12 protein-coding genes are annotated in these 13,890 nt (G+C 72.8%); 9 read left to right on the forward strand and 3 right to left on the reverse strand.

Annotation, left to right across the window (positions count from 1 at the left end):
- Positions 1–56: 56 nt before the first annotated feature.
- Positions 57–2,630 carry a magnesium-translocating P-type ATPase gene (gene mgtA, locus ACQPYX_RS02215; protein ID WP_433801273.1) on the reverse strand — a complete coding sequence of 858 codons (2,574 nt, stop codon included), beginning with the start codon at positions 2,628–2,630 and terminating at the stop codon, positions 57–59.
- Positions 2,631–2,885: 255 nt separating this feature from the next.
- Between mgtA and ACQPYX_RS02220 the strand changes: the two genes are divergently transcribed.
- Genes ACQPYX_RS02220 through ACQPYX_RS02235 form a run of 4 tightly spaced genes read left to right on the forward strand, consistent with a single transcriptional unit; the run spans position 2,886 to position 6,313 of the window.
- Complete coding sequence (locus tag ACQPYX_RS02220) at positions 2,886–3,236, forward strand: ArsR/SmtB family transcription factor (RefSeq protein ID WP_433801274.1); 351 nt, start codon at positions 2,886–2,888, stop codon at positions 3,234–3,236.
- A complete protein-coding gene (locus ACQPYX_RS02225) occupies positions 3,226–4,749 on the forward strand; it encodes an LCP family protein (RefSeq protein ID WP_433801275.1) in 1,524 nt (507 codons plus the stop codon). The genes ACQPYX_RS02220 and ACQPYX_RS02225 overlap by 11 nt, the downstream gene beginning before the upstream one ends.
- Positions 4,737–6,182, forward strand: coding sequence for an FtsW/RodA/SpoVE family cell cycle protein (locus ACQPYX_RS02230; protein ID WP_433801276.1), 1,446 nt, complete (start codon positions 4,737–4,739; stop codon positions 6,180–6,182). The genes ACQPYX_RS02225 and ACQPYX_RS02230 overlap by 13 nt, the downstream gene beginning before the upstream one ends.
- Positions 6,179–6,313 (forward strand): hypothetical protein, encoded by a 135-nt coding sequence (locus ACQPYX_RS02235; protein ID WP_433801277.1) that lies wholly within the window; start codon positions 6,179–6,181, stop codon positions 6,311–6,313. Before ACQPYX_RS02230 ends, ACQPYX_RS02235 begins: the two co-directional genes overlap by 4 nt.
- Here ACQPYX_RS02235 and ACQPYX_RS02240 read toward each other — a convergent pair.
- On the reverse strand, positions 6,302–7,255 hold the full coding sequence (locus ACQPYX_RS02240) for a TIGR03557 family F420-dependent LLM class oxidoreductase (RefSeq protein WP_433801278.1): 954 nt from the start codon (positions 7,253–7,255) through the stop codon (positions 6,302–6,304). The genes ACQPYX_RS02235 and ACQPYX_RS02240 overlap by 12 nt on opposite strands.
- Before the next feature lie 57 nt (positions 7,256–7,312).
- Here ACQPYX_RS02240 and ACQPYX_RS02245 point away from each other — a divergent pair, with 57 nt between their 5' ends.
- The 4 genes from ACQPYX_RS02245 to ACQPYX_RS02260 are packed head-to-tail and all read left to right on the forward strand — an operon-like array spanning position 7,313 to position 10,384.
- Positions 7,313–7,564 (forward strand): DUF2795 domain-containing protein, encoded by a 252-nt coding sequence (locus ACQPYX_RS02245; protein ID WP_433801279.1) that lies wholly within the window; start codon positions 7,313–7,315, stop codon positions 7,562–7,564.
- A 17-nt stretch (positions 7,565–7,581) separates the two neighbouring features.
- Complete coding sequence (locus ACQPYX_RS02250) at positions 7,582–8,925, forward strand: serine hydrolase domain-containing protein (protein WP_433803655.1); 1,344 nt, start codon at positions 7,582–7,584, stop codon at positions 8,923–8,925.
- Between the two features lie 29 nt (positions 8,926–8,954).
- A complete protein-coding gene (locus ACQPYX_RS02255; protein ID WP_433801280.1) occupies positions 8,955–9,428 on the forward strand; it encodes a TIGR03086 family metal-binding protein in 474 nt (157 codons plus the stop codon).
- Positions 9,413–10,384 (forward strand): ERCC4 domain-containing protein, encoded by a 972-nt coding sequence (locus tag ACQPYX_RS02260; RefSeq protein ID WP_433801281.1) that lies wholly within the window; start codon positions 9,413–9,415, stop codon positions 10,382–10,384. Before ACQPYX_RS02255 ends, ACQPYX_RS02260 begins: the two co-directional genes overlap by 16 nt.
- Here ACQPYX_RS02260 and ACQPYX_RS02265 read toward each other — a convergent pair.
- Positions 10,381–11,958, reverse strand: coding sequence for an FMN-binding glutamate synthase family protein (locus tag ACQPYX_RS02265; protein WP_433801282.1), 1,578 nt, complete (start codon positions 11,956–11,958; stop codon positions 10,381–10,383). The genes ACQPYX_RS02260 and ACQPYX_RS02265 overlap by 4 nt on opposite strands.
- A gap of 666 nt (positions 11,959–12,624) precedes the next feature.
- Between ACQPYX_RS02265 and ltrA the strand changes: the two genes are divergently transcribed.
- On the forward strand, positions 12,625–13,887 hold the full coding sequence (gene ltrA, locus ACQPYX_RS02270; protein ID WP_433798656.1) for a group II intron reverse transcriptase/maturase: 1,263 nt from the start codon (positions 12,625–12,627) through the stop codon (positions 13,885–13,887).
- Positions 13,888–13,890 lie beyond the last annotated feature (3 nt).

Consider the following 13,890-nt stretch of genomic DNA (forward strand, 5'->3'; position numbering starts at 1 on the left):
GGTCATACAGATGTTTGAACGAAGGACGTCGGCGGGCGGGCCGGGACGCGGACCGGCTAGAGCCAGCGCCCCCGTCGTCGCAGGTGGACGGACTTGAGGAGCTGGGCGAGCCCCGCGTAGCCGACGATGGCCACGCCCAGCCAGAGCAGGTACGCCGGTGGCGGGGACTGCAGGAGCAGCGGACCGGCCAGTGGGGTGAAGGCCAGCACGAGGCCCGTCGCTGCGGCGGCGACGGAGGCCAGCACCACCGGTCGTCGGGGGAGTCGGCGCCACGGCGCGCCGCGGGTGCGGAGCACGAGCACGATCGCGAGCTGGGTGAGCAGACCCTCGACGAACCAGCCGGCGCGGAAGGTGCCCGGCGCGGCCCCGGCGTCGAGGCCCCACCACAGCACGCCGAAGGTGGCGAGGTCGAACAGGGAGGACAGCGGCCCGAAGGTCAGCATGAAACGGACCAGCTCCGAGGTGTCCCACCGCCGCGGCTGCGCGGTGTACTCGGGGTCGACCCGGTCCCACGGCAGGGCCAGCTGGGCGGCGTCGTAGAGCAGGTTCTGCACCACGAGCTGCAGCGGCAGCAGGGGGAGGAAGGGCAGCAGCACGGCGGCCACGACCAGCGTCAGGACGTTGCCGAAGTTCGAGCTCGCCGTGATCGTCACGTACTTGAGGGTGTTGCCGAGGGTGCGGCGGCCCTCGACGACGCCCGCCGCGAGCACGGCGAGGTCGGGGTCGGTCAGGACGAGGTCGGCCGCGCGCTTCGTCGCCGGGGTGGCGGAGTCGGGCGCGATGCCGACGTCGGCGGTGCGCAGCGCGGGGGCGTCGTTGACACCGTCGCCGACGAAGCCCACGACCCGGCCGCGGGCCCGCAGCGCGGTGACGACCCGGACCTTCTGGGCCGGCGTGACCCGCGCGAACACCCGCGCCCGGTCGAGCAGCCGCCCGAGCCGGACGTCGTCGAGCCGGTCGAGGTCCTCCCCGACGACGACGTCGGAGGCGGGGATGCCGGCCTGGTGCGCCACCCGGGCGGCGACGTGGCGGTTGTCGCCGGTGAGCAGGAGGACCTCGACGCCGTGCCCGGCGAGGTCGCGCACCGCCGCCGGCGCGCTCTCCCGCACCGGGTCGACGAACCCGACGAAGCCCACGAGCGTCAGCCCCCGCTCGTCGCGCTCGGTCACCTCGCCGAGCCGCGGCAGCCGCTTCGCCGCCACGGCGAGCAGCCGCAGGCCCTGGTCGGCGTGGGCGCGGGCGAGGTCCTCGGCCGCGAACCGGCGACCCGCGTCGAGCTCGACGGCGTCCCCGTCGTGCCGGGCCTCGGTGCACCGCGGCAGGACCTCGTCCGGGTCGCCCTTGGTGATCATCAGGCGCTCCCCGTCGTGGCGCCGCAGCACCACCGTCGCGCGGCGCCGCACCTGGTCGAAGCCGATCTCGTCGACCGGCGTGTAGAGCTCCTCGTCGAGGGTGTCGGTCGGGTCGGCGAGCTGCTCGAGCACGGCCTCGTCCAGCCGGCCGGTGGGCGCGACCTGGGAGCGGACCGCGAGGACGGCGTAGGCCGCGGCCTCGTCGTCGGGACGCCCCCACGGGTCGATGCTGTGGGTCGCGACGAGGCGTTCCTCGGTGAGCGTGCCGGTCTTGTCGAGGCAGACGACGTCGGTGGCGCCGAGGTCCTGCACCGCGTTCAGCCGGGTGACGACGACGTGGTGGCGCGCGAGCCGCCGCGCGCCGCGCGCCAGGGTGGTGGTGACGACGACGGGGAGCATCTCGGGCGTGAGGCCGACCGCGACGGCGGTGGCGAAGAGGAGGGCCTGGCCCCAGTCGTCGCTGACGGCGCCGTTGACGGCGAACACGATCGGGACGAGGACGAGCATGAAGCGGACGAGTGTCCGGCTCACGTCGCGGACGCCGCGGTCGAACGAGGACTCGGGCCGCTCCCGGGCGGCGCGGCGGGCCAGCGCGCCCGAGTAGGTCGCGGCGCCGACGGCGACGACGACGGCCGTGGCGGTCCCCGCGACGACCTCGGAGCCGGCGAGGCACAGCACCGGGGAGTACTCCGGCCCGCCCTCGCCCGACCTGGTCGCCGACTTCGCCACCGGCAGGCTCTCCCCGGTGAGCACCGCCTGGTCCACGAACAGGTCCGCGCTCGTCAGGAGCCGGAGGTCGGCGGGGACCACGTCACCCGGGGCCAGCAGGACGACGTCGCCGGGGACCACGTCACCGAGCGGCACCTCGCGGGGACACGGTTCGGCGTCGTCGTCGGCCCGGCGGCGGACGGTCACCGTGGTCACCAGCCGGGAGCCGACGGCCCGGACCGCGCGGTCGGACCGGACCTGCTGCCAGCGGCGCAGCGCCACGGAGGCCAGGACCATCACCGCCACCGTCGCGGCCCCGCGGACGTCGCCGACGACGACGAAGACGCCGGCCAGCCCGCAGAGCAGCGCGACGAACGGGCTGCGCAGGGCCGCCCACGTGGCGGCGAGCGGGGACGGTCGCGGGTCGAGGTCCACGACGTTCTCACCGTGGACGTCCTGACGGCGGGTGGCCTCGGTCTCGGTGAGGCCGCCGGGCCCGGTGTCGAGCGTGCGGAGCACGGCGAACGTCGGGTCGGTGGACAGCGTGGTGGGCACAGCAGGGGTGGGCATGGTCGGTCCCTGTCGCCGGTCGAGCGGATCGGGGGCGCGCCACCACGCGGGCCGGCCTGGCACCGGGAGCCCTCAGGGGTTCCGGGGGAGCCGACCGCCCGCGTGGCGGCCCGGACCTCCGTCGTCGGTCATGTCGGTCATGCGGGCTCACCTCCTTCGGGTCGCGGTCGGTCGACGGTGATCAGTAGACCCCTCGTCCTTCGGACAGTCAAACGATCGTGCAAGTATGCTCGCTCACGCCGGAGAGGAGACACGATGGCCCCACCACCCCCCGGGGACGCGCCCGATCCCGCCGTCATCCAGGACGCGGCGGGCACCTTCGGGCTCCTCGCCGCCACCGTGCGCGTCGAGCTGGTGTGGCTGCTCGCGGACGGCGAGCGCGACGTCGGCACCCTCGCCGAGCTCACCGGGCAGTCGGTGGCCACCGTGAGCCACCACCTCGGCAAGCTCCGGCTCGCGGGCCTGGTCAGCGCCCGGCGCGAGGGCAAGCACCAGGTCTACGCGGTGGACGACCCGCACGTCGTCGACCTGGTGAGGGGCGCGATCGCCCACCACGAGGAGCTCCGCCACACCCCGCCCGCCCGGCGACGCCGCCGTGGTGCTTGACGCCCGGCCGGGACGTCCCGCCGCGCGCGGGGCCTCCCGGCCGGTCGCCCTCGTCCCGCGCCCGCCGCGCCCGCCGCGCTCGCCGGCCTCGCCACCCGCGCCGCCCCGACGCCGGGGACGGTTCGGCCGGGGCCGGCTGATCGCGGCTCTCTGCTCGGCCCTGGTCCTGCTCGCCACCGGCGCCGCCTGGGCCACCGACCGCTCGCTGACCGGGACGTCGCTCGTGACCGCCGGATCCCACTCGGTGGACGGCTCGACGAACATCCTGCTCATCGGGCTCGACACCCGGCGCGACCAGAACGGCGGTCCCCTGCCGCAGCAGGTCCTCGACGCGCTGCACGCGGGCGACGGCAACGAGGGCGGGTACAACACGAACACCCTGATCCTGCTGCACGTCCCCGCCGACGGCGGCCGCGTCACCGCGTTCTCGATCCCGCGCGACGACCTCGTCCCGATCCCGGGCTACCGGCCCGACAAGATCAAGCAGGCCTACGGCGTCACCAAGGCCGCCACCGAGGCCCGTCTGACCGCGCAGGGGGTCACCGACCCCGCGACCCTCGAGCAGGACGGTCGGGAGGCCGGACGGCGCGCGACGGTGGGCGTCGTCCAGGCCCTCACCGGGCTGACGGTCGACCACTACGCGGAGATCACCCTCGCCGGCTTCTACGACCTCGCCACCGCGCTCGGCGGCGTCACGGTCTGCCTGAACCATGCGGTGCAGGACTCCTACTCCGGGGCCGACTTCCCGGCCGGGGTCCAGCAGCTGACCGGCGCGCAGGCCCTCGCCTTCGTCCGGCAGCGCCACGGCCTGACCAACGGCGACCTCGACCGCACCCACCGCCAGCAGGCATTCCTGTCCTCGGCGATGCACCAGGTCACGGCGGCCGGCACGTGGACCGACCCGACGAAGCTGGCGTCACTGCTCGACGTGGCCCACCGCGACATCGTGCTCGACCAGGGCTTCGACGCCCTCTCCTTCGCCGCGTCCGCCCAGAACCTCACGAGCGGCGACGCCGCCTTCTACACGCTGCCGATCGAGGGCTACGTCCAGGCGAACGACGAGGACGACAACGAGGTCGACCCGGCCCACGTGCAGGCGTTCATCCGACAGCAGCTCGCGGCCGCCGCGGCACCGCCGCCGGCTCCGGCTCCTGCGCCCGACCCCGGGGCGGCGACCGGGGTGACCGTCGAGGTGGACAACGCCTCGGGGACGTCGGGGGAGGCGGCCACCGCCGAGTCGATGCTGGTCGACCACGGCTTCAGCCCCGGCGCGGCGACGACGGTCGACACCCGCGCGGCCTCGACGGTCGCGGCGCCCCCCGGCTCGGAGGCGGCGGCCGCCCTCGCCGCCGCCCTGCTCGGCGGCGGCGTCACGCCGACGACCGACCCGGGCCTCCCGGCCGGCCACCTGCGCGTCGTGCTCGGCACCGGCTACCGCCCGCCCGCTCCCCCGTCCACCGCCGGCCCGTCCGGCGGCCCCGTCCAGGCCGGAGGCGTCCCGTGCGTCGACTGACCGAGCCCGAGCCGTCGTCGGAGGCTCCGGCGCCGCCGACCGGGCGCCGGACCGAGCTGCTGCTGCTCGTCCTCGCCGCCGGGATCACCACCGCGTCCCTGGTGTCGGTGGAGCTGGACCAGCAGCACGCGCTCAGCCCCGCGCTCGGCTACCTCGGCCTGGCCTACCTGGCGCTGTTCGGCGGGGCGCACCTCGCCGTGCGGCGGTGGGCGGCGTACGCCGACCCGCTGATCCTGCCGTGCGTGGCGCTGCTGACCGGGATCGGCCTCGTCATGATCCACCGGCTCGATCTCGGGCTGGCGACGGACGCGCTGGTCGCGGGCGACCCGGCGCCGTCGGCCGACGCGCCCCGCCAGCTCGCCTGGGCCGCCGGGGCGCTGGTGCTGCTGGTGATCGTCCTGTGGCGGCTGCCCGACCACCGGGTGCTCTCCCGCTACGGCTACCTGTTCGGACTGGTCGGGCTCGTCCTGCTCGTGCTGCCCGGCCTGCTCCCGTCGAGCATCTCCGAGGTCAACGGGGCCAAGCTGTGGATCCGCCTCGGGCCGTTCTCGCTCCAGCCCGGCGAGTTCGCGCGGATCGCGATCATCGTGTTCGCCGCGGCGTTCCTCGTCGAGAAGCGGGCGTTGTTCGCGACGGCGGGTCGGCGGATCGGGCGCATGGAGCTGCCACGCCCGCGGGACCTCGCGCCGCTGCTGATCGCGTGGCTGGCGGCGGTGGGGGTCCTCGCGCTGGAGAAGGAGCTCGGGGCGTCGCTGCTGTTCTTCGGGATCGTGCTCGCGATGATCTACATCGCCACGGAGCGGGTGTCGTGGGTGCTCATCGGGCTCGGGTTCTTCGTCGGCTCCAGCGTGCTGGCCGACCATCTCTTCGCCCACGTCGGCGTCCGCGTCGCGGTGTGGGCGGACCCGACCGCCGACTTCGCGAACACCGGCTACCAGCTCTCCGAGGGCTTGTTCGGTCTCGCCTACGGCGGCCTGCTCGGCACCGGGCTCGGCGCGGGCCACCCCGACCTGGTGCCGCTCGCCAACACCGACTTCATCGTCGCCGCGCTGGGCGAGGAGCTCGGGCTGGCCGGGCTCGCCGCGCTGCTGTGCGTGTTCCTGCTCCTGATCGAGCGGGGCCTGCGCACGGCGACGGCGGCCCGCGACCCGTTCTCCACCCTCGTCGCCGCCGGGCTGTCGTTCTCCCTGGCCCTGCAGCTGTTCATCGTGGTCGGTGGGGTGACCGACCTGATCCCCGAGACGGGGCTGACCGCCCCGTTCCTCTCCTACGGCGGCTCCTCGCTGCTCGCCGAGTACGTCGCCGTGGCGCTGCTGCTCCGGATCTCCCACCAGGTCCGCAAGCCGATCGAGCGCCCGCCCGCGCCGCCGTCGGTCCCCCTCGCGCACGCCGCCACCGTCATGAGCCCTCGACCGGACCTGGAGCCGTCATGACCTTCTGGGAAGGAGCCGGCGTGTTCGCCGGCATCCCGCTGCTCGTGCTGTTCCTCATCGCCGTCCCGATCTTCGGGCCCGTGTGGCTCGAGCGGTGGCGAGGTCGGGGGCGCGACGACTCATCCGCGTAGCGCGGGCAGGACCTCCTTCGCGTACGCCGCGAAGAAGCCCTCGACGTCGGGTCCGATCTGCTGCACGTAGACCTCGTCGTAGCCCGCGTCCGCGTAGGACCGCAGCTGGGACACGTGCTCGTCGACGTCGGGGCCGCAGGAGAACAGGCCGGGGACGGCGTCGCGCTGCAGCAGCTGCGCGGCGTCCTCGAAGTCCGACGGCCGCGGCAGGGTCTGGGCGAGCTGGCCGGGGAAGCCGTCGTTGGGCCACATCCGGTACGCGTGGTCGATCATCGCCTCGCGGTCGTCGCCCCAGCACACCTTGGTGCCGCCCTGGGTGGGGCCGCGCCCGCCCGCGCCCCGGTAGGTCTCCAGCAGCGACGCGTCCGGCGCCACCCCGCAGTACCCGTCGCCGATCCGTGCGGCCAGCTCCGTGGCCTGCTCCCCGAAGCCGGACACGTAGATCGGCACCGGGTGCTCCGGCAGCGTGTAGAGGCGGGCGTCGGTGACGCGGTAGTGCTTGCCGCGGTGGTTCACCACGCCGCCCTCGTGCATGCGGCGGATGATCCCGATCGCCTCCTCGAGCATCTCGAAGCGCTCGCCGATCGGCGGCCACGGGTCGCCGAGGACGTGGTCGTTGAGCGCCTCGCCGGTGCCGACGCCGAACACGAAGCGGCCGTCGAGCAGCACGGAGGCGGTGGCGGTCGCCTGCGCGAGGATCGCCGGGTGGATACGGATGATCGGGCTGGTCACCGCGGTCGACACCGGCAGGGAGGTCACCTGGGAGAGCGCGCCGAGCACGCCCCAGACGAAGGCGCTCTGGCCCTGCGCGTCGTTCCACGGGTGGAAGTGGTCGGAGATCCACAGCCGCTCGAACCCGGCGTCCTCGGCGCGCCGGGCCTGGTCGAGGAGCTCGCGCGGCGAGTACTGCTCGCAGGAGAGGAAGTAGCCGTAGGAGGTCATCGGCGCGGCTACCCGGAAGCACGTGTGTGGTGCACGCGGCGTCGGGCACCTGCACCCATGGCAGCGTCCACCACCCGTGCCCGCCTCGACGCCGTGCTGAACGGCCAGTCGTTCCCCGCCGACCGCGACGCGCTCGTGGCGGCCGCCGAGCGCGCCGGCGACGAGCAGACCGCCCGCGCGATCCGCGCCGTCCCGCCGGTCGAGTACGGCAGCCCGTCCGAGGTCGTCTCCTCGGTCTCGCTCGCCGAGAACGACCACCCGGCCGAGCGCGGCGACACCGACTCCGGCACCGGGCCGCCCGCGAACTGATTCACACTGGGCCGGTGCTGCTCGACGCCACCGCCCACGCCCTGACCCACCGCCTCGCCGTCGAGCAGTCCCGCGGCCGGGCCCCGTCGACGGCCGGGGCCGTGCTGCGCGGCGACTCGGTGGTGTGGAGCGGGACGCGCGGCGAGGTCGACGGCGCGGCGCCGACCGACGACACGCAGTACCGGATCGGGTCGATCACCAAGACCTTCGTCGCGGTCGTCGTGCTCCGCCTGCGGGAGGAGGGCCGGCTCTCGCTGGACGACCGGCTCGGTGACCACCTGCCCGACACCCCGGTGCCGGACGCCACCATCGCCCAGCTCCTCGCGCACTCCTCGGGGCTGCCGGCCGAGACCGGATCGCCGTGGTGGGAGCGCTCCGACGGGTCGGTCCGGCCGGACCTCGCGAGCCTCGTCGCCGAGCCGCCGCTGCGGGCGCCGGGGCGTCGTCACCACTACTCCAACGTCGGGTTCGGGCTGCTCGGGGCGATGGTCGGTCAGCTCCGCGGCCACGATTGGTTCACCGCCGTCACCCGCGAGATCCTCGAGCCGCTCGGGATGGGCCGCACCACCTACCACCCGGCCGCCCCGCACGCGTCCGGCTGGGCCGTCCACCCGTGGGCCGACGTCCTGCACCCGGAGCCCGCCCACGACGCCGGGCTCATGGCGCCGGCCGGGCAGATGTGGTCGACGACGACCGACCTCGCCCGCTACGGCGCGTTCCTGCTGCACGGGGACGACCGGGTGCTGCCGGCGCGCGTCGTCGAGGAGATGCGCCGTCCCTCCGCGCCGTCCGAGGCCGGGGACGCCGACCGTGCGCAGGGCCTCGGCCTGCAGCTGCTCCGCCACTCCGGGCGGGCGCTGGCGGGCCACACCGGGTCGATGCCGGGCTTCGTCGCGACGCTCTGGGTCGATCCCGCCGAGGACCTCGCGGCGGTCGCCTTCGCCAACGCCACCTCCGGACCGGCCATCGGCGGCCTCGTCGCGGACCTGATCGGCATCGTCGCCGAGCGCGAGCCGCGCCTGCCCGCGCCGTGGCGACCCGCCGTCGTGGCTCCGGAGCTCCTGGAGCTGCTCGGGCCCTGGTACTGGGGCGCGGCGCCGATCGCGCTGCGGTTGCGCGGGACCGACGAGCTGACCGTCGGCGGTCTCGGTGGCGGGGCGCGGGCCTCGCGCTTCTCCCCGCGGGCGGACGGGACGTGGGTCGGCCTGGACGGCTACTACGCGGGCGAGACGCTCCGCGCGGTCCGGTGTGCGGACGGAGCGGTCAGCCACCTCGACCTCGGCAGCTTCGTCTTCACCCGCGAGCCCTACGCGCCCGGCGAGGTGATCCCCGGAGGCGTTCCCGACGACGGGTGGCGATGAGTTCCGTCGTCGGGTCCGGTCCTACCGACATGATCGACCTGGCGCCCGCCTGCACCGTGACCGGCACGCTGATCGCCTCGCTGGACGAGTCCGAGCTGGGACTGGCGACCCCGTGTCCCGAGTACGACGTCCGCGGCCTCCTCGGGCACCTCGACGTCGTCGCACCGGGCGGCCTCGACCGCCTCGCCGCGATCTGGCGCGACCCGGCCGCATGGGTGGGCCACGGGGAGCTCGGACTGCCGAACGCGACGTGGGGGCGCATCGCGCTGACCGAGGTCGTCGTGCACGGCTGGGACCTGGCGCAGGCCACCGGACGGCCGATCGCGTTCGACGAGGAGACGTTGCGTGCGACCCTGGAGCACGTCCTCGAGTTCGTCCCGCGCGCCCCGGTGCCGCAGCTCTGGGGCACGCCGGTGGTGCTGCCGTCGGACGCCCCGCTCCTCGACCGGATCGTCGCCGCGACGGGCCGGGCGGCTACCGTCGAGGCGTGGCGGAGCTGCTGATCGCCCGGAACCCGGACCCGGACTCGAAGCTCCCCTTCCTGCTCCGGGTCCCGACGGCGGGTGGTCTCGTCTTCCGCACGTCGGGCACGTGGCCGCGCACGAAGGCGCTGTACTGCCACCCCGTCGACGCGCAGGAGTGGCCGGCCGAGCCCGAGATCGTCGAGCGGGTGCCCCTGGTGTCCTGCGCTCGGACCGGCGCCGCGATCGACGTCATCGCCGACCGCCGGACCGAGCGCCGTTCCCAGATCGTCCACACCCGGGCGCGAGGGCGGGAGATGGTGTTCTGGCAGTCGCCGAACACCCGCAAGCAGGCCCGTCCGCAGGTCCGGACCCCGACGGCGCGGGCGACCGGGACCGACGCCGAGCTCGAGATCCTCGTCGACTCGCACGAGCGCTACGCCTACCGCTTCACCGGGCAGCAGGCCCGGACGACGAAGCGGACCCTGAGCTGCGGGGACTACGGCGTCGAGGTCGACGGGCGGGTCGTCGCGGCCGTCGAGCGGAAGTCGCTGCCCGACCTCGTGTCGAGCCTGACGAACTCGACGCTCCGACACGCGGTGGCCGAGCTCGCGACCCTGCCGCGCGCGGCCGTCGTCGTGGAGGAGCGGTACTCGAAGGTCTTCGCGCTGGAGTACGTGCGACCGGCCGTGGTGGCGGACGGGATCGCCGAGCTCGCCGTGCGGTACCCGGGCGTGCCGATCGTCTTCACCGAGACCCGCGGGCTGGCCGAGGAGTGGACCTACCGCTTCCTCGCCGCCGCATCGACCTGGGCCCGCGACGAGGCCGTGATCGCCTCCCGCATCCCCGGGGCCGAGTCCGAGCTGGGGGAGGCCGACCCGGCGCCGGAGCCGACGACCGCCGACGTCCGGGCCTGGGCCCGCTCGACCGGGATCGACGTCCCGGACCGCGGGCGGCTCCGTCCGGAGGTCTGGGCGGCCTACCGGTCCGCGCGCTAGAAGCGGTCGGGGTCCGCGCGCTCCCAGTCGTCGACCCAGCCCATCGGGGGCTCGGCGAGCAGCTGACCGGGCCGCAGCCACTCGTACAGCTCCGCGTAGGAGCGGGTCTCGGTCGGCGTGATCCGGCGGTGCAGCATCCGCGGGTGCAGCTCGGCGGGGCAGGTCGCGCCGAGCGACGCGGTCATCCGGGTCGCCTCCATGACGGTGGCGTGCTGGTAGCGGTGCACCCGGTGGAGCTTGTCCTCGACGACGAGCGCGCGGGCCCGCTTCGGGTCCTGCGTCGCAACGCCGACGGGGCACTGGTTGGTGTGGCAGCGCTGGCTCTGGATGCAGCCGGTCGCCATCATCATCGCCCGCGCGGAGTTGGTGTAGTCGGCGCCCTGGATGAGTCGCTTGACGATGTCGGTGCCCGTCGCGACCTTGCCCGACGCCCCGATCCGCACCCGGTCGCGCAGCCCGGCGCCGACGAGGGCGTTGTGCACGAGGATCAGGCCCTCGGTGAGCGGGGTTCCCATGTGGTCCTCGTACTCCAGCGGCGCCGCGCCGGTGCCGCCCTCGGAGCCGTCGACGACGATGAAGTCCGGCGTCGTGCCCTCGTCGACCATGGCCTTCACGACGGCGAGCACGTCGACCCGGGTGCCCACGCACAGCTTGAAGCCGGCGGGCTTGCCGCCCGCCAGCCTCCGCATCCGCGCGATGAACCGGACCAGCTCGCGCGGGGTGGAGAAGGCGGTGTGTCGCGACGGGCTCGTGACGGTCCTCCCGACGGGCACCGCCCGTGCCTCGGCGATCTCCGGTGTCACCTTCGGGCCCGGGAGCACGCCGCCGATGCCCGGCTTGGCGCCCTGGCTGAGCTTCAGCGACACGCACTTGACCGCGTGGTGGGAGGCCTTGTCGGCGAACTGGGCGGCGTCGAAGCCGCCGTCGGGGAGCCGCGCCCCGAAGTAGCCGCTGCCGAGCTCCCAGATCAGGTCCCCGCCGCGTTCGAGGTGGTACTTCGACAGACCGCCCTCGCCGGTGTCGTGGGCGAATCCGCCGAGTGCCGCGCCGGCGTTCATGGCACGGATCGCGTTGGCCGAGAGCGACCCGAAGCTCATCGCCGAGACGTTGAGCAGGGCCATGTCGTAGGGCTTGGAGCAGTCCGGGCCGCCGACGCGCACGTAGTGCGGCTGCGCGGGCTCGTCCGCGGGAGCCGCGGAGTGCACGAGGTACTCGTAGCCGACGGCGTTGACGTCGAGCTCGGTCCCGAAGGCCTTCTCCCCGGCGATGCCCTTGGCGCGTTCGTAGACGATCGTGCGGGTGTCGCGCGGGAAGGGGCGACCGTCGACGTTGCGCTCGATGAAGTACTGCTGCAGCTCCGGGCGGATCGCCTCCATGAGGAAGCGCAGGTGCCCGATCACCGGGTAGTTGCGCAGGATCGCGTGGCGGGTCTGCACCACGTCGACGATGCCGATGACCAGCATCAGGGCGACGACCCCGAGCAGCACCCACCAGGCCGCGGAACCGACCGCCGCCGCGAGCACCGTGAGCGCCCCGAGCACCACGAGGAAGCCGAGGATCAGGAAGGCCAGCACGTGATCACGTTAGGGCTGCGAAGCTTCTCGGGCCCGCTGAACCGGCCGTGATTGTCGGACCCTCGTACTAGTGTTCGAGTGTGCCACGCGCACAAGAAGGAGGCTCTGATGTAGGCGGAGTCCTGTTTCTTGTGTTGCTCCATCGGAGATGAAGGTTGTGGCCCTTCGGAGTCGACCTACGGGGGAGGCTCCAAACCGCCCACTGCTGCGTTAGCTGAAGACTGTCGTGGTGAGCGATGTGGGAAAAGGCACCGTGTGAGGTGTCAGGTGGGGATCGGGAAGACGCTGCGTCGTAGCCTGTGAAGTGTCGTAATTAGTGTGGATGGCATCAGAACCGGGACGTTCGAACAATCCTGGGATGAGGCTGGCGGGAGCCCGTTTATTGGCCAGTCGGTGCCCGGCATGTAGGCGGCGTGAGCCCGGTCTGCTGCTCCGGTGGGGAACGTGGGAAGGCGTGCACCGATACTGCCATCTCTGCGGTGGCGAGAGGGAGAATCCCGACCGACTGAAACCGGGAGGGACTGAGTACCGATGCGGTGGGCGCCGGCGGACCGACTCGTAGTAGCTGTGAATCTCCTGCTTGACGCGGTGGGAGTGGAGCGAAGGGGTCGGGCCATCTGTGGTTTGTTCGTTCGATCAACCGGAATCTAGCCGGGAGGAATCGCAGTGAGCGAACTGAAGTCCTCGGGCAAGTCGTTCGTCATTTCGAAGTGGGAGGTGCAACAGGCCTGGGAGCAGGTGCGATCCAATAAGGGTGCAGCGGGGGTGGATGGCTGCTCGGTCGAGGAGTTCGAGAAGGATCTGCGGGGAAACCTCTACAAGATCTGGAATCGGATGTCCTCGGGTAGCTATCTACCTTCGCCGGTGCTGGCGGTGGAAATCCCGAAAGCTCACGGCGACGGGACACGGGTCCTGGGTATTCCGACCGTGGCGGACCGGGTGGCGCAAACTGTGGTGGCACGGAGGCTGGAGAAGTCGGTCGAACCGATCTTCCACCCGGACTCCTACGGCTACCGCCCGCGCCGCTCGGCCCTCGATGCGGTCGAGACCTGCAGGAAGCGCTGCTGGAAGACCGACTGGGTGATCGATCTGGACATCCAGAAGTTCTTCGACAGCGTCCCGTGGGACCTCGTCATCAAGGCGGTCGAGGCGCACACCGACCAGCGATGGGTCGTCCTGTATGTCACGCGTTGGCTGCAAGCACCCATTCAGACTCGTGACGGTGACCTCGTCGCTCGCGACCGTGGAACGCCGCAAGGGTCGCCGGTGTCACCGGTGCTCGCGAACATGTTCCTGCACTACGCGTTCGACACGTGGATGGACCGGGCCTTTCCCGGTATCTCCTTCGAGCGCTACGTCGATGACGCGGTCGTGCACTGCACGAGCCGCGAGCAAGCCGAGACAATGGTCGCGGCGATCGGCGAGCGCATGGAACAGGTCGGGTTGCGTCTGCATCCCGACAAGACACGGATCGTTTACTGCCAGGACGGGAACCGGCGTCGCTCCGCGGAGCATACGTCGTTCACGTTCCTGGGGTTCACCTTCCGTCAACGCGAAGCCAAAGGTCGCGGCGGGCGGACCTTCTCTGGGTTCCTTCCCGCGATCAGCAAGGCTGCCCTCACACGGATCAGTGCGCAGGTGCGGTCCTGGCGACTGCACCGGCACATACGCCTGAGTTTCTCCGAACTCGCGCACTGGGTGAATCCGATGGTGCGAGGATGGATGCAGTACTACGGGGCGTTCTACCGCTCCGCGCTGTATGGCCTGTTCGCCCGCATCAACGCCTACCTGGTGCGATGGATCCGCAAGAAATACAAACGACTGCGAGCGCAGAAGGCGGCCGTCCGGTGCTGGCTGGGGATCATCGGAAGGTATCCCCGCCTGTTCGCGCACTGGAAATGGGTCGCCAGCGTTCCTCCGGCCCGATGAACA

It is taken from the genome of Actinomycetospora sp. CA-084318 (genome assembly GCF_050955885.1).
Classification (GTDB): Bacteria; Actinomycetota; Actinomycetes; order Mycobacteriales; family Pseudonocardiaceae; genus Actinomycetospora.